We start from the raw sequence: 19893 nt of genomic DNA, 5'->3' as shown, positions 1-19893 counted from the left end.
CTATCCTTGGTCAGTGTTCAGAATCTAATTCCGGCCTCAACGAAATACTGGTTGGCGTCCTCAATAATATTGTCAGGGCTGATCCAGGGCTCCATGTCGATGTAATGCTGGAGGGTCAACGCCAGCACGTAGCTGAAATTCGAGTGATCCACTCGCCGGGCGAGTCTGAAATCGGCCCGCTTGAAACGCGTATCCCGAACCTCCTGAGCAATATAGAAAGCCGCAGAGGAGGTCAATCCCAGGGGAAGGTCCTGGATCCAGGCCGCACTCCCTGAATGGCCGGCAGAGAGTCGGCCCAGCAGGTCCACCGCTCGTTGTTGCGTGTTAGGGGGAAGCTTGTCAGGATCACCGGTATATCGACCCTCCTGGTCAAGGTAGGCGTAGGTTGCCCGCAGCATCGTTCCGGAAAATTCAAGTGATGCTTCCAATTCAACACCTTCCTGATCCAGGGCGACGTTGTTATCAATGTACCAGTCTTCTTCGTTGATCACGCCGCTGATCATATCTCGAAGATAGTCGTTGAAGTACCGAACTTCAACGCTCATCAAGGCGTTATCCAAGTGGAACTGTCCGAAATAGCTGATCTCCCGGGAGGTAATCCACTCCTCCTCAAGGGTTTCGCCGAATGTGGAAGTCTCCTGATCCACCAGGTCTGCTACGAGGAAACGCGCGCCCTCAAGTGCTGAAAACGGTGGCTGCACATTTCTGGGGCGATAGGACCAGTCCGGGTTCTGCTCAAATGCGTCCGGTGTCCGGACCGCGCGCGAGAAAACAAACCGGATGGCGTGGTTGCTGTTGATGATGAAATTGGACGCCACCCTGGGAGAGAAATAACCTTGGTCGGTCGTTGTGGTTTTTTCCCAGTTGCCACCTGCGTTGAATGTCAGCCAGGTCAGGGGCGAATATTCGGCATTGGCGAAGACTCGGGTCTGGTAGTTGTTTCCTTCACCGTTGAAAAAGGTTTCAGACCGGTAGGTATCCTTGCGGTATCCAAGGCCGGACACCAGTTTGAACTCGGGGCTCAGTATCACAGTGTCCTGCAACTCGAACTCCAGTCGCGATTCTTCGGCGTCCTCGTTCAGGTCGGCAATGAAGGGGCCCTGATCAGTCGGGAAGGTGACATCCGGTGGCAACAGGGTCACAAACTCCTCGGCTGGAATTGCCACACTCCAGCGTTGCCTCCGGTCCTGATTCTGGTAGCTGGTCTGGAAGTGGTAGAAGTGGTTATCCGATGTGGCGCCGTTAAACCTTGCCTGCAGGTAGTAATCGTCCATCACAATATCAGGGTCTGTGGTCGCCCCCAGTTTGCCGGATTTGAACAGGTCTTCTTCATTGGTTCCATCCAGAACACCGGCCCTGAAATCCACGGAATGCCGGCTATCTAATGTCACGATGCTGTCGAAGTTGAAATTATTGACATCGTAACCATCGTGGAAGGGGCGGCGTTCGCCATTTTCAACCTGGGCGTCGAAGCCGTTGGACTTGCGCTTTTCGTATGACAGTCTCCAGCTTCCGTCCTGACCGGCGTCGCCAACGGATGTAAAGGTGCGGAGGTGACCCCTGGAGCCGGCAGAGCCGTATGCTTCGATGCCTGCCGTGTCTTGCGGGGAGCGGGTAATAATGTTGATGCTGCCAAGAAAGGCATTGATCCCGTAAGCGGCGGCATTGGGACCCCGGCTAACCTCGATCCGCTCTATGTTGTCGAGGGCAACGGGCATGGCAATCCACTCGACATCGGAAAGACTAACCCGGTAGGCAGTTCGGCCATCAATCTGAACCTGGAGCCTGCGCTGTTCGTACTGCGATGTACCATGGTAGGAGGTTACCTGATTGTTGCTGCCGCGTTCGCCAACGACCATGCCGGGAACCAACCGGAATACCTCGACTAGGCTCATGATGCCAAGATCGCGGATCATGTCGCCGGTAATAATGGTCGTGGTGCCTGGCACTTTCAGTTTGGATTGTCGCAGCCGAGTGGTGCTAAGAACCTCGGGCAACTCTGACTGCTGCCCGGAAACACTGAGAAATTCTGGATAGATCTCTGATTCCGGGCTTTGGCCCCAAGCCTGGGGAGCTGTTGCAAGAATGGCGGTGAGAGCACAGCCTAACGTGGCGAAGCGATGGACGGGAGTTGTCCGGAATGCCAATTTTGTCGAATTGCTGATGGGTGACATTCTATAATCTGCCGATCTGGAAAGTGAAACGCTATTGTTGTGTAGGTTCTATCGTAGGGAACTACACACTATTTGTCTCTCAAAAATGTAATGAATCTCAGAGCTGGGAGTTACAGCTATATGAATTGCTGGGAAATCCTTGGAATTGAACCGACTGGCGATCGTCAGCGGATAAAACAGGCATATGAGCAACAGTTGAAGTTTGCGTCGGATGACGAAGCCAGGAAGCTAAGCCAGGCCTTTCGGGAGGCAACAGGGGGCAGCCCTGAGTTTGTTGATAACCGGGACGAACCGCCCGCACAGGCCCATCAGCAAGCCGTTCAGTCCCAAGAGCAGGAAGAAACCGGGCAAGCCGATCGCCCCCTGGATGGCACCGAGGCCCAGGTGGTGCGCGAGGTCGTCATCCAGATCAAGGCTCTGATGAACGATTCATCCCGCAGTCAGGATGTGGGCATCTGGAAGGCGATATTGTGCGAGCCGCCGGCTGACAAGCTTCCCATCCGCCGCGAGATTGCCAGAAAGCTGGAACCGCAGGTTCGCCCTCTGGCTGAAAATGGAAGTCTGTCTGTTGCAGTTGCCCATTTTCTCGGGGGCTGGTTTGAATGGTTCAGCCTTCAGGACGTGCCCGAAAAGACAGAGGAACGCCCGCACAGCGAGACGGAGCCAGCCGAGGGGGAAGCGGACCAGCCGCCGCAGTTCGTCAACTTCTGGCCGGCGGTTATTGGCTGGATCGTTGGATTGGCGATTCTGGCCAGCCTGTTCAGCGGCATGGGAGGTGGAGGCTGAGCCTAGGTCCCGGATGCCTCCCTGGCCGCGGCTGATGCGTCGATTTTGGCGCGGTAACGCTGGGCCAGAATGGCTCCCACGATCACCTGGATCTGGTTATAACACATGATCGGCAAAACGATCATTCCGAACCCCGGGTGGCCGGAGAACAAGACCTTTGCCATTGGCAGGCCTGATGCGAGGCTTTTTTTCGAGCCGCAGAACACCACGGCAGCTTCATCCTCGAGACTGAACCCGAACCTGCGAACCAGCAGCCGTGCCATCACCATGAACAGTGCCAGCAGGCCAAAGCACAGCACCACCGCAAACACGATGGCTTTTGCCGGCAGGTTTTGCCAAAGCCCACTTTCCACGGAATGCGAAAACGCCGAATAAACGATCAGCCAGATCACACATTTATCGTATCGCGCCATCAGGTTTTCGTTACGTCCAAGAAAACCGCCCAGCCAGGGACGCAGTGCATGTCCCACCGCAAACGGCAGCAACAGTTGCAGTACGATGTCTTGAAGGGCTTCTGCGACCGAAAAATTCCCGCCGCCGGACGTACTGACCAGTAACAGCAGCAGAAACGGTGTCAGCATCATGCCAAACACGTTCGATGCAGCGGCGCTGCAGATAGCGGCTGGCACATTTCCCCTCGCCATGGCCGTGTAGGCGATGGAAGAGGATACCGCCGAAGGCAGCACGCCAAGGTACAGAAAACCCAGCCCCAGATCTTCCGGCATCCACGAGGGGGCGATTTCGCTGAGGCCGTTGATGGGCAGTACCGCCAGGGGAAAAAAGACGAACGTGAGCGCAGTGATCATGATGTGCAGCCGCCAGTGTGTCGCCCCGGCGATGATCTGTTCCCGGGACAGAGCCGCACCATGGAAGAAAAAGAGCAGGGCAACGGCAATCGTACCCACTGACGCAAAAACGTCGGCCGTATTACCGGTGACGGGCAACACAGACGCCAGAACAATGGCGCCAAGCAGAAGCAGTGTGAATGTATCAATTCGGAACTTCATGTTTCAGGACACCTGTTTTTGCAGGGCCTGAAGGCTGGGCCGGAGCAGGGCACGGGCCAGCTGTTCGGCTTTTGCCTGATCGCCACGGCGAATCGCAGCGAGCAACAGTTCGTGGTCCTCCTGCGACGGTTCAGGCAAATCGGCGTCGGTTTCCGTACGCTCAATCGTCTGGCTGATGGCGTGGGAGAAATAGTCATACAGCTCGGTGAGCGCAGAGTTGTGGGAGGCGGCAACCAGACCGTGGTGAAAGGCTTCGTCGTGCCTGATCCGTTCTACGAGATCATCCCCGGCTTTCGACCGGGCGTCGAGGGCGCTGGTCATAATCTTCAGGTCCTGCTCGGTCCGGCGGGACGCAGCCAGGGTAGCCGCTTCCGTTTCCAGCATGATTCTCACTTCCAGCTGATCCGCCAGTTGGGTCCTGCCGATCCGTCGAAGTGTTTCGCCGGCGTCCCGGGTTGCACGCACATAGGTGCCGTCCCCCTGTCGAGTTTCCAGCATACCGACATGGACCAATACGCGTACCGCTTCGCGCACCGTATTCCTGCTGACCCCGAGGGCCTCCGACAGGTCGGCTTCGACCGGAAGTTTGCTGCCCACCGGCCACTGGCCCGACTGGATCGTCTGACGGAGGCTTTCGATGGCCGTCTCGACCAGTGAGCCTCTGCGAATTTTTTGGAGCATTGGCCTAACATCCTGCAAGCATATCAACCAATCATCCTATGAATGTGCGTAAACTGCAACAGCCGTCAAAGGACAGCCGGATCCATTCGCTCAGGCGGGTTTCGAGGGGTAGATGAACTGGTAGTCCGCGGTATCGACGTGTCGGGTGGCGAATCGGTAAGTGAAGGTAAATCCCGGCCAGTTCACGGTGTTTTTGCCATTGGCATCGAGGTACCAGGAGGTGCAGCCGGAATCCCAGACGCTTCCCCTCAGGCCGCTCTGGACGACGGCAGAAAATCGTTCCTGGCGATCCTGACGGACATCCATGGCCGACCCCGGGTACTTCTCCAAGGCCCTGAGCGCGTCAAGCACGTAACGAAACTGGGATTCCAGCATGAAGATAATCGAGTTATGAGCCAGGTTGGTGTTGGGGCCGTAGAGCATGAACAGATTGGGGAAGCCGCTCACGGTGATGCCCTTGAACGCGGACGCGCCGGTTTTCCATGCCTCATTGAGAGTAAGTCCGGCGCGTCCCGTGATTACCATGGGAGACAGGAACTCCGAGGCCTTGAAACCGGTCCCGCAGATGATGGCATCGACGGGGTAATGGGTGCCATCGCTGGTAACGACGCCGTCCTCATCAATCCGTTCAATGTCGTCAGTGATCAGACTCACGTTGGGCCGGTTGATGACGGGGTACCAGTCATTGGAAATCAGGATGCGTTTACACCCGATTTGATAGTCCGGGATGATGTGCCTGAGCTTTTCCGGATCGGTGACGTGCTTTCTGGCGTCTTTTCGCGCCTCCCGTGCGAAGAGTTCCAGTAACCCGTTGAACTTGGTGAAGGCGAGGGCGCGGCTCTCGTTCTTCCAGTAAATCAGGTAGCGATAGATTCGGTCCCAGATCGGGAACACCCGGAAAAGCGTCTGCTCCCAGCGCTTGAAAGCGCGATCGGGTTTGGGAAGCACCCAGGCGGCCGAACGCTGAAACAGATTGAGCGATTTCACCTGCCTGGCGATTTCCGGGACAAACTGGATAGCGCTGGCGCCCGTGCCGATAACCGCGACGCGTTTGTGATTGAGGTCGTAGTCATGGTCCCAGCGGGCGGAGTGAAAAATTTTGCCAGCAAACAAGTTCATGCCTGGAATCTTTGGCCAGGCCGGCTGGTTCAATTGACCTGTCGCCGTGATCAATACATTGACTGTCAGTACCTCGCCATCGGTCAGGGTGACGATCCATTCGTTGCAGGTCTCGTCGAATCTGGCTTCCCGGACTTCACTGTCAAATCGAAGACGATCCGTTAATCCGTATTTTCGAACGCAGTGCTCCATGTAGCCGAGAATTTCATGCTGGAGTCCGAACTTGCGTGACCAGTCGTGCTTGGGTTCAAACGAATAGGAATAGAAGTGGGACTGAACATCGCAGGCTGCGCCCGGGTAGGTATTGTCCCGCCAGGTACCCCCGATGGAGCTTCCCTTTTCGAGCACCATGAAGTTCGTGAATCCTGCGTTCTGGAGGGTAATGGCCATCCCCAGGCCGCCAAAGCCGGCACCGACGATCAGAATGGATGGGAATGTCGACGTTGTCTTGTCAGGCATGGTGATGATCCGTTTCATTATTGTTTTGTTCTGGAAAGTATACGGACCAAAGCCGCGACTTTGGATGCCTTTTTGGGACAGGGCTCCCTATTCTTCTCCCAAAGCCGCCTTTTCCATATCCAGATACACTCGGTACGCGTTGGCCTTGTTCGAGGCTTCGAAGGCGGGAAGATTTTCGTATCGGGACCAGTCAGTTTGCTGATAGGCCTCTTCGAAGGGCACCCAGTTTTCAACGGCTTTTTTCATTTCATTGCGCACGAATGCCAGGTAATTGTAGGTAAAGTTCAGCGCTTCCATGGCATTGTCAGATGCCTCGCCATGCCCCGGTACAAGAATGGAAGGTTGCATTGCCCGCACCTTGTCAATGGCTGCCATCCATTGACCGGTATCCACCTGGTCACTGTTCAGGAAGGGAATCCTGCCGCTCTGGACAATATCGCCTGAAAAAAGCACCCCGGCAGGCTGCACCATCATCATGCTGTCGTCGGGTGAGTGCGCGGGTCCCGCGTGGACTATTGTGAACCGGTAGCCCTCTGACTCGAAGCCAAACTGATCTTCAAAGGTTTTGTCGGGGGGAACCAGAGAGGTGCTTTCATCGAGCCAGGGTGAAAGGGCGCGTTTACGCTGGTCCAGGCGCTGCTGCGCCTCTGCGCTCGAGATATACCGACTGGACTGGGCCTGCGAAATCACCTGGGCATCCGTTAGCTCCTTGAATGCCTGAAGCCCATAGATGTGATCGGCATGATAATGGCTCAGGACCACATGAGTTATTGGGAGGTCGGTGAGTTTGCGGATTTCTTCGATCATGGCCGCCCCGAGACTGGGTGTTCCGAGGGCATCAAAGACTACAACCCCGTCACCTGTGATGACGAAGCCCGCATTGGCAGTGAACCCTTCGTTGGTGCTGGAGGGCACTCCCGAAAGCCCCTGAAAATAGTAAATATTTTCTGCCTTTAATTTTTCCGGGCCGAACGGAATCGATATTTCGGCAAAGGGTTTAGCGGATTTCCCAATCCCAAGAGACGGAAAAAGGAATATGGACAAGGAGAGCAGGAGTCTAAAAACCTTGGTGTTACTAGCGTGGAAACGCATTTTCGGTTACCCCCAGGAAGTTTTGCCGCGGTCCTGTTTTAAAGGTATTAGCGGCAAATTCCGCTGCTTGCCAGGTTGGCCGCCTGAACGAATAAATAAAAAAACTCGATAAAAAGGGGCTTGTATCCAGCCGCTTTCCGGTTTATAAATAAGTTATATCCTTATAACGAAAACAACAAGTCCGACCTTCAGTCACCAAACTGATTGCCGGCCGACCGGCCCGAACAGGGCATCGAAGGAGGTAAAAATATGCTCGGCAAGCTCCGCCGACTTAATCAGGCTGTATCCGAAATTGCCCTGAAAGAGTCTGAACGTTTACCGTCCAATGAGCGCAGACGTTTTCTCCGAAGCGGGTTGTTCACTGCTGGTGGCGCCATGGTAGGAGGCGCACTGGGCGGGCTCTCTCCCAGACTTGGGGCGGCGCAGACTCAGTATCCACCTGAGATTCCATCCTGGACCCGCTCACTCGGCGCTGGCGTGGTCAGTGACCCTTACGGCGTTCCGTCACCCTTTGAAAAGGACGTGATTCGCAGGAATGTGCCCTGGCTGACAGCAGACAAAGTATCTTCCATCAGTTTTTCGCCCCTACAGCATCTCAAGGGCATCATTACTCCGAACGGCCTGTTTTTCGAACGTCATCATGCAGGTCGTCCTGAAATTGATCCCCAGCAGCACCGTTTGATGATCCATGGCCTGGTAGAGCGGCCAATCGTTCTGTCCATGGAGGACCTCCAGCGGTTTCCCAGCGTCTCCCAGATAAACTTCATCGAGTGTCCGGCCAACGGAGGCATGGAATGGCGAGGCGCGCAGCTCAACTCTCTTCAGTTCCTGCATGGCATGGTCAGTTGTGCGGAGTGGACCGGTGTCCGCCTTTCGACCTTGTTGCAGGAGGTCGGAATGAAGCCCGAAGGCAAGTGGCTTTTAGCGGAAGGGGCTGATGGCGCGGCGATGACCCGCAGCATTCCGATGGAGAAGGCGCTGGACGACGTCATTGTTGCCTTCGCCCAGAACGGGGAGGCGCTTCGCCGCGAGCAGGGTTATCCAATCCGTCTCGTGGTCCCTGGCTGGGAAGGTAATACCCACGTGAAGTGGCTGCGTCGACTGGAGGTCGGTGACAAGCCCTGGATGCAGCGGGAAGAGACGTCCAAATACACCGATCTGATGCCGGACGGCACGGCTCATGGCTTCACCTGGGTGATGGAGGCCAAATCTGTCATTACCTCGCCATGTCCTGAAATGCCGATCCGGGGTAAAGGTGTTTGCCAGATTGAGGGGCTTGCCTGGAGTGGCCGGGGCAAGGTCAAGGCGGTCGATGTCTCGGTGGATGGCGGGCGCAACTGGCAGCAGGCTCAGTTGCGGGAGCCGGTGATGTCCAAATCGCTCACCCGGTTCTCACTGGAGTGGAACTGGGACGGAAGTCCGGCGTTGCTGCAATCCAGGGTGATTGATGAGACCGGATATGTGCAGCCGACGCTGGGGCAGCTCAAGGCCGTCCGTGGCACCAATTCTATCTACCACAAAAACGCCATTCAGACCTGGCAGATTTCGGGAGACGGGAGTGTGACCAATGTTCAGCTTTGATAAATCATCACGATCCATCTCTGGTCTCTGTTCGGGCCTGATGTTCGCGGTGCTCCCGGCTTTCGCACTGGCCGAGTCTGCCGGGCATTACGGATACGGCTCGCCCGCCACGGAAGAACAGATCCAGGCGTGGGACATCGATATCCGGCCCGATGGTAAAGGGCTTCCAGAAGGGAGTGGCAGCGTCGAGGAAGGTATGGGCATCTATGAAACCTACTGCTCTTCCTGTCACGGTGCGTTCGGCGAGGGCATGGGTCGTTACCCAAAACTCTCTGGTGGCGAAGGCAGTCTCACCGAGGACCGTCCGGAGAAAACGATCGGCAGCTACTGGCCCTACGCAAGCACACTATGGGATTACATTCATCGGGCGATGCCATTTTTTGCACCACAGTCCCTGACCGATGATCAGGTGTATGCACTGACGGCTTATGTGCTGAATCTTAACTACATCGTCGATGGGGACTTCGTTGCCAACAAGGACACACTTCCGCAAGTCAAGATGCCTAACGAGGACGGCTTTATCTGGGAAGACCCCCGACCGGAGGTCACTAACGTCCGGTGTATGGAGGACTGCAAGGATGAGGTAACTGTCAGTGATTCGGCAGCGGACAAAAATCTGACACCAAGCACGACCGGGCCACTGGACGAGGGGCTCACGGAATAGAAGGCTGCCGGGGCCAGGCGCCCCTAAACGTGCGGAGGAGGAACAGAGATGAGAAAAACAATAATAGCGATGAGTTTCACCACACTCGCGCTGGGCGCTGCGCCACATGTGGTTGCAGAGCCCTCCCAGGCTGATATCGACCGGGGAAAGGAACTCGCGTTCAGTCGCAAGGATGGCAACTGTCTGGCCTGCCACAAGATGGATGACGGCAAACTGACCGGAACCATCGGGCCTGAGTTGGTGGATATGAAAACCCGTTACCCGGACCGCGAGATGCTGTTCAAGCGGATCTGGGACGAAACCAAGTTCAATCCGGTAACCGTCATGCCTCCCTTCGGGAAGCACATGATTATGAGCAAAGACGAGATCAACCGGGTTATCGATTATTTGTACACGCTTTAAAGCGAGGAGGAGTTGCCGTGATTGACCAAAGGCGAAGAGGCTTTTTGAAAGGGGTGCTGGGAGCTGGCGTTGCAAGCTTCGCACTGGGATCTGGAATCATTCCGCTCAGAGCGGAGGCTGCGAATGCACCGGACACCTCTGGCTGGCCAAAGAAAGCATTCAATACGCCGGGCGTGGACGAGACCATTGCCGAGCTTTACGGAATGGATGCGGCGGAGTCCGACAAGATCTCCCTGGATCTGCCTACCATTGCCCAGAATGGCGCAGTGGTGCCGGTGACGGTTGAAACCACTTTGCCGAATGTCACCGGAATTGCCTTGCTGGTCGAAAAGAACCCCAATGCGCTGGCGGCCTCCTTTGATATTACGGAGGGCGCCCTGCCGTTCGTTTCCAATCGCCTGAAAATGGCAGAAACCACAGACGTGGTGGCCGTGGTGATTTCCGATGGCAAGGCCTACAAGGCAACTAAGAACGTGAAAGTAACCGTTGGTGGTTGCGGCGGCTAACGGTCAGACAGACGGACAGGAGACAAGCAATGGCATCAAGTATCAGAGTTCGGGCAGTAGAAAACGGTGGAGTGACTTCCCTGAAGGCGCTGGTCCGGCACCCGATGGATTCGGGTTTTGTCAAAGACTCAGCGGGCAACGTTATTCCGGCCCATTTCATCCAGTTATTGACCATCACCCACAACGGTAAAGACGTTTTCGTCGCCAACTGGGGTCCGGCGGTTTCCAAGGATCCTTTCCTGGAATGCCGTTTCAAAGGCGCCAAAAAAGGCGACAAGCTGACGATCAGCTGGACTGACAATAAGGGCGAGAGCGACTCAACAACCGCGACGATCGCCTGAAGGTTTACGGCGGCAGAACCGGAAGGTTCTGGTCCGCTGCGGAGGAGGATTGGACATGCTGAAAGCAAAGGTCATTCTGGTCGCTCTTGGAGCGGCATTGGCAGTGCCTGCAGCAATGGCAGGCAGCACGCCGGAAGAGGATCGGAAAGAAGCGGTCGAATATTTCAAGCAGATGTTCCCCGACGTGCCTTACGAGGAATACGTTAACGGCCAATATGCGCTTGATGAAGATCGGCGCTCGCAGTGGGAATCTCTCCAGGATTTTCCCCCTTATGAGTTCGCCGTAGCTGAAGGCAAGGAGATGTTTGAGACCCCGTTTGCGAACGGCAAGACCTATGCGAGCTGTTTCGAAAATGACGGAATCGGGGTTCGCCAGAACTATCCTTACTTCGATGAAAAGAATAACGAAGTGATCACGCTGGAGCTGGCCATAAACCGTTGCCGGGAAGCAAACGGGGAACAACCCCTGAAGTACAAGAAGGGGGACATCGCCTCGATTTCCGCGTACATGGCCTCCACCTCCCAGGGCAAGAAGTTCAATATAAAGGTGCAGGATAGCGCGGAAGCCCAGGCGGCCTATCAGGCGGGGAAAGAGTTCTACTACAGCCGCCGTGGCCAGTTGAACTTCTCGTGCGCCAGTTGTCACGTGCAGAATCCCGGTAATTGGATTCGGGCAGATTTGCTCTCACCAGCCCTTGGCCAGCCATCCAATTTCCCGGTTCATCGGTCCAAGTGGGGTGAACTCGGCACCTTGCATCGGCGTTTTGCTGGCTGCAACCGTAACGTCCGTGCCGAGCCTCTGCCCGCTCAGAGCACAGAGTACCGTAATCTCGAGTTTTTCCTGACCTACATGAGCAATGGTTTGCCGGTGGTAGGTCCCTCCACCAGGCCGTGACCTGAAAGCCGACGGGAGAATTGCAATGAGCAGATCAACAGTGACGTTCGGAATGGTAATCGCGTTGTCAATACCGCTGTTTGCCCAGGCCGGGCCGAAGGACGATTTTGAGAAGGCCTATTCCCAAGCGGAACGCACGCATCAGGAAGCCGGTACGTTCCAGTGGACCACCACGTCAGACAGGCTTAAAGCCGCCCAGGAGGCTGCGGGTGCTGGCGACTACGATGCGGCCGCGAGACTTGCCAGGGACGCTCTGGAGTTGGCCCAGCAGTCTGTTGCCCAGCAGCAGGATCAGAAGGAGGCCTGGCGTATAACGGCCATCGGTGACTGAACCGGTACAAAACAATCCACCAGCGCTTTCCGGGGTCCTGGCAAAGGCCCCGGGTGCGCCTTTAACTCCAATAATGAAAAATAGAGGAGAGTACAGTGTCCATATCCCGCCGAGATTTCCTGATTGCCATGCAGGCGGCAGCTCTTGCCGGCCTTGCTCCGAAACTAGCCTTGGCGAAAGGGGGAGAGGGACTGTACGACTTGCCCAAATATGGCAATGCACGACTGCTTCACCTGACGGATATTCACGCCCAGCTATCCCCTGTCCATTTCCGCGAACCCAACGTTAACCTGGGTATTGGTCCAAGCAAGGGCAGGGTACCTCATGTGGTTGGGTCGGCGTTCCTGGATCACTTTGGCATTCCGGCGTCATCCCGCCGTTCCCACGCATTTACCTACCTGAACTACACCGAGGCCGCGCAGGAATATGGTCGCATGGGCGGTTTTGCCCATCTGAAAACGTTAATCGACCAGTTGCGTGATCAGGCAGGTCCCGGAAACTCGCTACTGCTGGATGGCGGTGACCTGTGGCAGGGGTCAGGAACGGCGTTCTGGACTAACGGTGAAGACATGGTGGATGCGAGCAATCGTCTCGGCATCGATATCATGACCGGCCACTGGGAATTCACCTATCCCGAGGTACAGATCCGCAAAAATATCAGCAGGTTCGAGGGTGAGTTCCTGGCACAGAATGTATTCCTGTCTGACGAAGCGATGTTCATGGGCGCGGAGTCGTTTGACGAAGCCAGCGGACGCGTTTTCAAACCTTATTCCATCCGAGAGCTTGGCGGAAAGCGCGTTGCAGTCATTGGGCAGGCGTTCCCGTATACACCGATCGCCAACCCGTCCTATTTCATACCGGATTGGCGTTTTGGTATCCGCGAATCGGAAATGCAGGATCTGGTCAACCAGATCCGTGAGACTGAAAAGGTAAATGCCGTCGTGGTTCTGTCCCATAACGGTATGGATGTGGACCTCAAAATGGCCAGCCGGGTTTCAGGTATTGATGCCATCTTGGGTGGTCACACCCACGACGCGGTACCTCAGCCAACGGTTGTGAAAAATCCGGGTGGTAAAACCCTGGTCAGTAATGCCGGAACCAACGGTAAGTACGTTGCCGTGCTTGACCTCGACATTGGCGATAACGGGGTTCGTGGGTACGAGTACAAGCTGCTGCCGGTGTTTTCCGATCTGATCAAGCCGGACGCCGGGATGGAGGAGCTCATAACTGGGATTCGGGCGCCGTACCTGGATAAGCTGGGGGAAAAGCTGGCTATAGCGGATGAGCTGCTTTACCGGCGCGGCAATTTCAACGGAACCATGGATCAGGTGATTTGTGATGCGCAAAGATCGGTTCTGGATGCCCAGATTTCTCTTTCCCCCGGGTTCCGCTGGGGAACCACGGTGCTCCCGGGCGATGCGATCACGATGGATGATGTAATGAATGCCACGGCTATTACCTATCCAGAAACCTACGTCAGAGAGATGTCCGGCGCTGACCTGAAGCTGATCATGGAAGATGTGGCCGACAACCTGTTCAACAAAGACCCATACTATCAACAAGGCGGTGACATGGTGCGGGTTGGTGGCATGGACTACACCTGCGATCCAACTGCGAATATGAACGGTCGGATTTCCGATATGCGACTGGACAACGGGGACCTGATCGATGCGAACAAGATGTACAAAGTCGCCGGCTGGGCCACGGTGAATTCCAGAGCGCCCGGTCGACCGATCTGGGACGTCGTTGCGGACTATCTGAGATCCGAGAAGACGGTCAGGATCACCAAGTTCAACACCCCCCGACTGAAAAACGTGGAGGGTAACCCAGGGTTGGAAAACTACTCGGCATGAAACTCTCCGTGGGCTTGCACAGGCGGTGGGCAAGTGGGCTGATAATTTTGGCACTGATGCTTTCGGCCACCGTCCTGCGGGCGGAAATGCCAGTCAATCCGGGCAAGCCGTTCGCGGAAACATTTCTGCTTCTGCAACTGAGTGATGGCGATCCGGAAAAGCAGGATATGGTATTGAGCGTCGCCGGCAACCTGCTTGAGCACTATCAGCCGGACCTTGTCGATATTGAAATTACCACCTTCGGTCCGGGTGTCAGGCTGCTCTATGCCGACAATGATCGGCGTGAGCTGATCAAAAGCCTGATGGCTCAGGGTGTCAGGTTTTCCGTTTGCATGAACACCATCGACACCATTGAGCGAGGTACCGGAAACCGGCCTGAGCTGATTCCTGACATACTGCGGGTGCCAGTGGGGGTTGCCCACATTCTGGAACGGATTGATCAGGGCTACGTTCTGGTCCGTCCATGAATCATTAATCCCGAAAAGGGGAGACGCCAATGCGAACCACCTTATCAAGATCTCTGGTTTTTGTTTCTGCGCTCGCCCTGTCGGGTGGGGCCATCGCCGAGACCGATGACCAGCCGGTGATGATTGAAATCAAACGATTGTCCCTGGATACCGCGCTGACCATTGCCAGAACTGCCATTGAAGCCTGTCGGGAGCAGGGGGTCCAGGTTGCCGTTACGGTCGTTGATCGCGGTGGTCACCCCCAGGTTGTGCTCCGGGATGTTCTGGCCATGGATCTGGCCTTGGAGGTCAGCTATCGAAAGGCCTACACGGCCATGACCTTCACCAGCAACACGTCGTCACTGGAAGACCGTTTTACCGGACCATTTTCGGTGGGCAAGATTGATAACGTCCTGCTTTCTGCCGGAGGTGTGCCGATTCAGGCCAGCGGCGAGACAGTTGGGGGTGTGGGTGTAAGTGGCGCCCCCTCCGGTGAGGTTGACGAAAATTGCGCTCAGGCCGGGGTAGCGGCGGTTGAGATGGATCTGGAAATGGCCTCATTCTAAGTCATGACATCGGGAAAAAATTGCAAAAACAATGTCATGCGATCGCTTCTTAAAGTGATTTTTCTGATTCTGCCCGGGCTCGTTTTTGGTCAGTACCCTGATGCGATACAGGCACTGGTGGACGAGGGCCTGACGGTAGAGGCTCAGTTTGAAGCGCCGGGCGGTCTCAAGGGTTTTGTCGGTCGGAGTAAAGGCCAAGCCGTCGCTATGTACCTGATGCCTGACGGTGAACATGTCGTTATTGGAAAAATGGTCGATGGCTTCGGTCAGAACGTGAGTGCGGAGCATTTCCGTGCGTGGCTGCCAAAACCGGACCTTGATAGCGCTTGGACAGAACTGGCCAAGGCCACATGGGTTGCCGAGCGGGCTGGCGAGGTGAAGCGGATCGTGTATGTTTTTACCGACCCGAATTGCGGTTACTGCGTCGTCTTCAGGGAAAAGGCGCAATCCTTCCTGGAGCGGGGGATTGAACTCAGGCATATCCTTGTTGGTGTCATTCAGCCCTCAAGTCTGGCCAAGTCGGCCAGTATCATCGCCGCCGACGAGCCGGTAAAGATGCTCGATTTTCACGACAGTCAATTCCCGAGGGATTGGCTGGATGGGCCAGAAAATATTCCCGACGCACTGAGAACCAGAATTGAAGACAATAACCGCTTGATGGAGTCACTCGCAGTCTCGGCAACACCCTCGGTTTTCTACCGAAACGAGAATGGCGGCGTGGAGCGAATCGTGGGGTTACCGGATGACTCGGCGCTCGCCGAATCCGTCTTCCGGGTGGCGAACTAACTCTAAATCTGAATGGGCGAGGAACGGACAAATGCCATTGCGCGCAGTCTTTCTGGGTTTTCTATTACTGGCATCCGGCGTTGTCACTGCAGGTGATGCGGGTGTTCCGGAGCGCCTTGAATTAACAAAAGTCTCTGAGCGTGTGTACTCGGCCATTGGCGCGACAGCACCGGGCACTTATGAAAATCATGGTCACAATAACAACCTGAGTTTTGTCGTCACCGATAACGGCGTCGTGGTGATGAATGGCGGGGACAATTACCTGTTGGCCCGCGCACTGCACCATTCGATTCGAAGCGTGACAGACAAAGAGGTGCAGTATGTTGTCAACGAGAATGCTCAGGGACATGCCATGCTGGGTAACAGCTATTGGCGGGATAATGGAGTCCCCATTATTGCCCATGAATCTGCAATCGAGGAATTCCGCGAACATGGCGACATAAAGCTTGCGGCCATGCGTAACCGGAATAAGGAGAAGGCAGAGGGCACCTACGTTGCTGTTCCCGATCTCGGGTTCTCTGATCAGTATGTCCTGGACATGGGGGACGTCACGATCGAACTGCGCTACTTCGGCCCCGGACACTCACCCGGCGACATAGCGCTCTGGATACCCCAAGACAGGCTGCTGATTACGGGTGATCTTGGCTTTCACCAACGGCTTTTAGCTGTCTTTGATGACACCGACACCGGCGCCTGGATCGACTCTTTTGACAGAATGAGCCAGCTAAACCCCCAGACTGTTATCCCCGGCCACGGCGAGCCTGCTTCACTGGATATTATTACCAAGGAAACAAAGGGGTATCTGGTGTTTTTAAGAAATGAGGTGAAGGAAATTCTTGAACGTGGCGGTGGCCTGGACGAAGCCTATGCTATCGACCAGTCACAGTGGTCATATCTGGATACGTTCGAGGAACTGGCCGCTAAAAATGCCGGCCGCGTTTACCAGCATCTTGAGTTCGACTACTTCTGAAGGGCCAGAGCCGGGAGGCTAAGGCTATGGGGCAGGTTAGCTGCCCCTCTTGGTGACGACCTATTCCTGAGCGGCGTTCAGGAGTTCGGGCTTCTTGAGGGCCTTCTGGAACAGATCCCGTTCCTCAGCGATGGCCATGGCACACAGTTCTGCCTGATCATCACTCAACCCCTCAACTTTACGGGTGAGAAACACCTGGATTTCTTCGGCCAGTTCCAAAACCTTGTCCCGGGCATCCGCTTCCGCCTTTGAAGTAAAGAGCATGGTATCAGGATGTTTAAGCGCCATATCCAGGCCGTCCCTATCTGAAAAATAAACTGCTTGTACCGCCATGGTCACTCCTCGCAGTGAATGTGCGTAGTGCTGTATAAAAATACAGTGTATCTAATTGTCCCACCTTCATACAACAAAATTCGCGGCCACGGTCTGGATATCCTGTTACAAAAAACGACATCTCGGCCTAGAGTAATAACGTAGAGACAGAAGAAATTAACTGCTCCCGCTCTTTTGAGGCTTGTGTGTCATGTTTACTGAAAAAACGGCGTTCAACTGTCCGGATTTCCGTCGATGAAACAGGGCACGATTATCGGCGCCGTAATTGGGCTGGCTGTGGGCATTGTAGTCAGTATTGCCCTGGGCCGGACCCTCTATCTTGAAGAATCCCGCGCCATTGACCTGGAGTTCAGGTCCGACATTGATCAGCTTTCCGCTGTGTTCGAGAGAGAGGTGCTGCTGAACCTGGAAATACTCTACGCCCTGAAAGAGGCGGTCAGTGTTCTTCCGGAAATGAACTCGGAGCGTTTTGGGGTTATGACCAAAACGATTCTTGAACGATCACCAGCTATTCAGGCCTTTGCCTGGGCACCGATGGTGCGGCGTAGCGATATGCCTGCGTTTGTTCGCGAACAGCGTGAGGAGTTCGTTAATTTTCAAATCCGGGAATCAGGGGCTTCCGGCCTGCGTGAGGCGGGCACTCGGGACTGGTATGTGCCGGTGCAGTTTATCGAGCCCCTCTCAGAAAACCGGACTGCCCTGGGGTTTGATCTTGCAAGCGAAACATCGAGATTGGCTGCGCTCCTGAAAGCCAGGGCCACCGGCAACATGGCCGCAACGGCTGGAATCCGGCTGGTTCAGGAGCCTGAGAACCAACGAGGTTTTCTTGTTTTTGCACCACTGTACCGGTCACCGACGGACGATCCGAGCACTGGTTCCGCGATGCAACATTATGGCTTTATCAACGGTGTCTTCAGGATTGGTGAGTTGGTAAGTCTGGCCATTGGTGACGAACTCACTGGAGATATTCTGCTGCAGGTCTACGACCGCTCCGGCCAGGACAACACACTGCTGTTCAGTTCCGACAGTGCAGACGACGAACGCTGGGAAGCGGAGGAGCGATACACATCAGCCGTCTTCGATATCGGTGGGCGTGAATGGGTTGTCGAGGCCGTCCCGTCGGAGGCCTTTGTCCAGAGCAGACGAGGGGGATTTCCAATATTCGTGGCATTGGCCGGCATTACCTTAACCTGCCTGGTTGTCGGTTATTTCACCCTGAGTGTCCGCAGGAATTCCGAGCTGAGTGAGGCGAAGACCAAACTGGAACGGATCTCTCTTACCGACTCGCTCACCGGGCTGGCCAACCGGAGACACTTCGATGCCTGCCTGGAGCGTGAATACCGACGGGCAGTTCGGCAGGGCAGCGCGCTTTCGCTCGTGATGATCGACATTGACCATTTCAAGGAATACAACGACGAGTATGGTCACCCCGCAGGTGATGCCTGTCTGAAAAAAGTAGCCGATAGCCTCCGCAAGGTGGTCAATCGACCCGGTGACCTGGTGGCCAGGTACGGTGGAGAGGAGTTCGGCATCGTGCTTCCGGATACCGAGAGCCCGAAGGACGTTGGAGAGTTTTGCCGACGCGCCGTTGAGGCGCTTGAGATCCCGCACAAGGCTTCAAGCGCAGCCAGCGTGGTTACCATCAGCGTCGGAACTTCAACGTTGACTCCTGAGACCTGGCAGCAGAATCTGACCGACTTGCTGCACCGGGCTGATGAAGCGCTGTATCAAGCCAAGGAGACGGGGCGCAATTGGGTCTGCGGAGCCTGAAATCAGTAGCGTATCAGCGCCGATCCCCAGGTGAAGCCCCCGCCAAAGGCCTCAAGGAGCAATACGTCGTTGCGCTGGATTCTGCCATCCCGTACCGCTACATCGAGCGCGAGGGGAATCGAAGCGGCCGAGGTGTTGCCGTGCTCGTTTACGGTCACCACGACTTGATCCATCGGCATGTTGAGCTTTTTGGCCGTCGCCGCAATAATTCGCAGGTTAGCCTGGTGGGGAACGAGCCAGTCGATGTCAGATTTCTGCATCTGATTGGCCTCGAGGGTCTCATCCACAATCTTACCGAGTGTATTTACCGCCACTTTAAAGACCTCGTTACCCTTCATTTCCACGAACGCAAGCCCGGCCTTCACCTGATCATAGCCGTCTGCAATCCCGCAGGGGACATGCAGAAGCTTTTCGTACTGACCATCGGCATGGATGTGGGTGGACAGAACGCCGGTCTCCTCATTGGCCTCAAGCACCACAGCGCCCGCGCCGTCACCGAACAACACGCAGGTTCCGCGGTCCTTCCAGTTGATGATGCGGGAGAAGACCTCCGCGCCAATGACCAGGGCTTTCTTGCTGGTTCCGGTTTTGATGAACTTCTCGGCGGTTGCAAGGGCGTAGACAAATCCACTGCAAACAGCCTGGATATCGAACGCGGGACAGCCCCGGATGCCAAGGCGAGCCTGCAGGATGCATGCACAGCTGGGGAAGATCTTGTCCGGCGTTGAAGTGGCGAAAACGATCAGATCGATGTCTTCCGGGGCAAGCCCCGCCGCTTCAATTGCCTGGCGTGCGGCGGGCTCGGCAAGGTCGACGGTGGTTTGACCTTCCAGGGCAATATGTCGACGCTCGATACCGGTTCTCTCTCGGATCCACTGGTCAGTGGTATCGACCATCTTTTCGAGGTCTTGATTGGTAACGATGTTCTCAGGCAGGTAAGAACCAGTGCCGGCAATTCGTGCAAACGTCATTCGTGAGAGTCCCGAGGCGTAACAAAACTGTGTATCGTTCGACCATGCTATACCTACATTCGGCCAAGCGTTATTAGCGATTTGTCAAAGGTGTCCTCAAACTGGCAGGCTCGTCTATTATGAAGAAGTCAGTGATCCGACACACTGCAACGAAGAGGAG

Annotated in this window: 21 protein-coding genes; 14 read left to right on the top strand and 7 right to left on the bottom strand. The window is 55.6% G+C overall.

The window, feature by feature from the left end; all coding sequences use genetic code 11:
* Positions 1-17: 17 nt before the first annotated feature.
* Positions 18-1997: a TonB-dependent receptor plug domain-containing protein gene (locus tag QQF73_RS10040; RefSeq protein ID WP_285368111.1), complete on the bottom strand. Its 1980-nt coding sequence runs from the start codon at positions 1995-1997 to the stop codon at positions 18-20.
* 297 nt (positions 1998-2294) lie between these two features.
* On the opposite strand from QQF73_RS10040, the gene QQF73_RS10035 reads away from it, so the two are divergent.
* Positions 2295-2960, top strand: coding sequence for a J domain-containing protein (locus QQF73_RS10035; RefSeq protein ID WP_219865610.1), 666 nt, complete (start codon positions 2295-2297; stop codon positions 2958-2960).
* A 2-nt stretch (positions 2961-2962) separates the two neighbouring features.
* Here the strand turns inward: QQF73_RS10035 and QQF73_RS10030 are convergent, their stop codons facing one another.
* From QQF73_RS10030 to QQF73_RS10015, 4 genes are all read right to left on the bottom strand, one after another.
* Positions 2963-3967: a bile acid:sodium symporter family protein gene (locus tag QQF73_RS10030; protein ID WP_219865611.1), complete on the bottom strand. Its 1005-nt coding sequence runs from the start codon at positions 3965-3967 to the stop codon at positions 2963-2965.
* A 3-nt stretch (positions 3968-3970) separates the two neighbouring features.
* The gene (locus QQF73_RS10025) at positions 3971-4648 is read right to left on the bottom strand and encodes a FadR/GntR family transcriptional regulator (RefSeq protein WP_219865612.1); all 678 of its coding nucleotides are present in this window, start codon (positions 4646-4648) and stop codon (positions 3971-3973) included.
* A gap of 90 nt (positions 4649-4738) precedes the next feature.
* On the bottom strand, positions 4739-6226 hold the full coding sequence (locus tag QQF73_RS10020; RefSeq protein WP_219865613.1) for a flavin-containing monooxygenase: 1488 nt from the start codon (positions 6224-6226) through the stop codon (positions 4739-4741).
* Between the two features lie 87 nt (positions 6227-6313).
* On the bottom strand, positions 6314-7141 hold the full coding sequence (locus tag QQF73_RS10015; protein WP_219865614.1) for an MBL fold metallo-hydrolase: 828 nt from the start codon (positions 7139-7141) through the stop codon (positions 6314-6316).
* 426 nt (positions 7142-7567) lie between these two features.
* Here QQF73_RS10015 and soxC point away from each other — a divergent pair, with 426 nt between their 5' ends.
* From soxC to QQF73_RS09955, 12 genes are all read left to right on the top strand, one after another.
* Positions 7568-8899, top strand: coding sequence for a sulfite dehydrogenase (gene soxC / locus QQF73_RS10010; protein ID WP_285368110.1), 1332 nt, complete (start codon positions 7568-7570; stop codon positions 8897-8899).
* Entirely contained in the window at positions 8886-9563 is a 678-nt protein-coding gene (locus tag QQF73_RS10005) for a c-type cytochrome (protein ID WP_285368109.1), read from the top strand. The genes soxC and QQF73_RS10005 overlap by 14 nt, the downstream gene beginning before the upstream one ends.
* 48 nt (positions 9564-9611) lie before the next feature.
* Positions 9612-9965, top strand: coding sequence for a sulfur oxidation c-type cytochrome SoxX (gene soxX / locus QQF73_RS10000; protein ID WP_219865617.1), 354 nt, complete (start codon positions 9612-9614; stop codon positions 9963-9965).
* 17 nt (positions 9966-9982) lie between these two features.
* Positions 9983-10471 carry a thiosulfate oxidation carrier protein SoxY gene (gene soxY / locus QQF73_RS09995; protein WP_219865618.1) on the top strand — a complete coding sequence of 163 codons (489 nt, stop codon included), beginning with the start codon at positions 9983-9985 and terminating at the stop codon, positions 10469-10471.
* A gap of 29 nt (positions 10472-10500) precedes the next feature.
* Positions 10501-10812: a thiosulfate oxidation carrier complex protein SoxZ gene (gene soxZ / locus QQF73_RS09990; RefSeq protein ID WP_218634320.1), complete on the top strand. Its 312-nt coding sequence runs from the start codon at positions 10501-10503 to the stop codon at positions 10810-10812.
* A 55-nt stretch (positions 10813-10867) separates the two neighbouring features.
* Positions 10868-11707 carry a sulfur oxidation c-type cytochrome SoxA gene (gene soxA / locus QQF73_RS09985; RefSeq protein ID WP_285368108.1) on the top strand — a complete coding sequence of 280 codons (840 nt, stop codon included), beginning with the start codon at positions 10868-10870 and terminating at the stop codon, positions 11705-11707.
* Positions 11708-11732: 25 nt separating this feature from the next.
* Entirely contained in the window at positions 11733-12038 is a 306-nt protein-coding gene (locus QQF73_RS09980) for a hypothetical protein (RefSeq protein WP_219865620.1), read from the top strand.
* Between the two features lie 95 nt (positions 12039-12133).
* Complete coding sequence (gene soxB, locus QQF73_RS09975; protein ID WP_285368107.1) at positions 12134-13891, top strand: thiosulfohydrolase SoxB; 1758 nt, start codon at positions 12134-12136, stop codon at positions 13889-13891.
* A 47-nt stretch (positions 13892-13938) separates the two neighbouring features.
* Positions 13939-14358 (top strand): DsrE family protein, encoded by a 420-nt coding sequence (locus tag QQF73_RS09970; protein ID WP_219865622.1) that lies wholly within the window; start codon positions 13939-13941, stop codon positions 14356-14358.
* A gap of 29 nt (positions 14359-14387) precedes the next feature.
* Positions 14388-14903 carry a GlcG/HbpS family heme-binding protein gene (locus tag QQF73_RS09965; protein ID WP_285368106.1) on the top strand — a complete coding sequence of 172 codons (516 nt, stop codon included), beginning with the start codon at positions 14388-14390 and terminating at the stop codon, positions 14901-14903.
* 36 nt (positions 14904-14939) lie between these two features.
* Complete coding sequence (gene dsbG / locus QQF73_RS09960; protein WP_219865624.1) at positions 14940-15689, top strand: thiol:disulfide interchange protein DsbG; 750 nt, start codon at positions 14940-14942, stop codon at positions 15687-15689.
* A 31-nt stretch (positions 15690-15720) separates the two neighbouring features.
* Positions 15721-16659, top strand: a complete 939-nt coding sequence (locus tag QQF73_RS09955) for an MBL fold metallo-hydrolase (RefSeq protein ID WP_285368105.1) — start codon at positions 15721-15723, stop codon at positions 16657-16659.
* 60 nt (positions 16660-16719) lie between these two features.
* Here the strand turns inward: QQF73_RS09955 and QQF73_RS09950 are convergent, their stop codons facing one another.
* A complete protein-coding gene (locus QQF73_RS09950) occupies positions 16720-16992 on the bottom strand; it encodes a YebG family protein (RefSeq protein ID WP_219865626.1) in 273 nt (90 codons plus the stop codon).
* Between the two features lie 234 nt (positions 16993-17226).
* Here QQF73_RS09950 and QQF73_RS09945 point away from each other — a divergent pair, with 234 nt between their 5' ends.
* Positions 17227-18762 (top strand): CHASE domain-containing protein, encoded by a 1536-nt coding sequence (locus QQF73_RS09945; protein WP_285368103.1) that lies wholly within the window; start codon positions 17227-17229, stop codon positions 18760-18762.
* 2 nt (positions 18763-18764) lie between these two features.
* Here the strand turns inward: QQF73_RS09945 and QQF73_RS09940 are convergent, their stop codons facing one another.
* The gene (locus QQF73_RS09940) at positions 18765-19733 is read right to left on the bottom strand and encodes a beta-ketoacyl-ACP synthase III (protein WP_219865628.1); all 969 of its coding nucleotides are present in this window, start codon (positions 19731-19733) and stop codon (positions 18765-18767) included.
* Between the last annotated feature and the right edge of the window lie 160 nt (positions 19734-19893).

It is taken from the genome of Marinobacter albus (genome assembly GCF_030238305.1).
In the GTDB taxonomy this organism is placed as follows: domain Bacteria; phylum Pseudomonadota; class Gammaproteobacteria; order Pseudomonadales; family Oleiphilaceae; genus Marinobacter; species Marinobacter albus.
The sequence above is the reverse complement of the archived record's forward strand: the minus strand, read 5'-3'. Positions and strand labels throughout refer to the sequence as shown.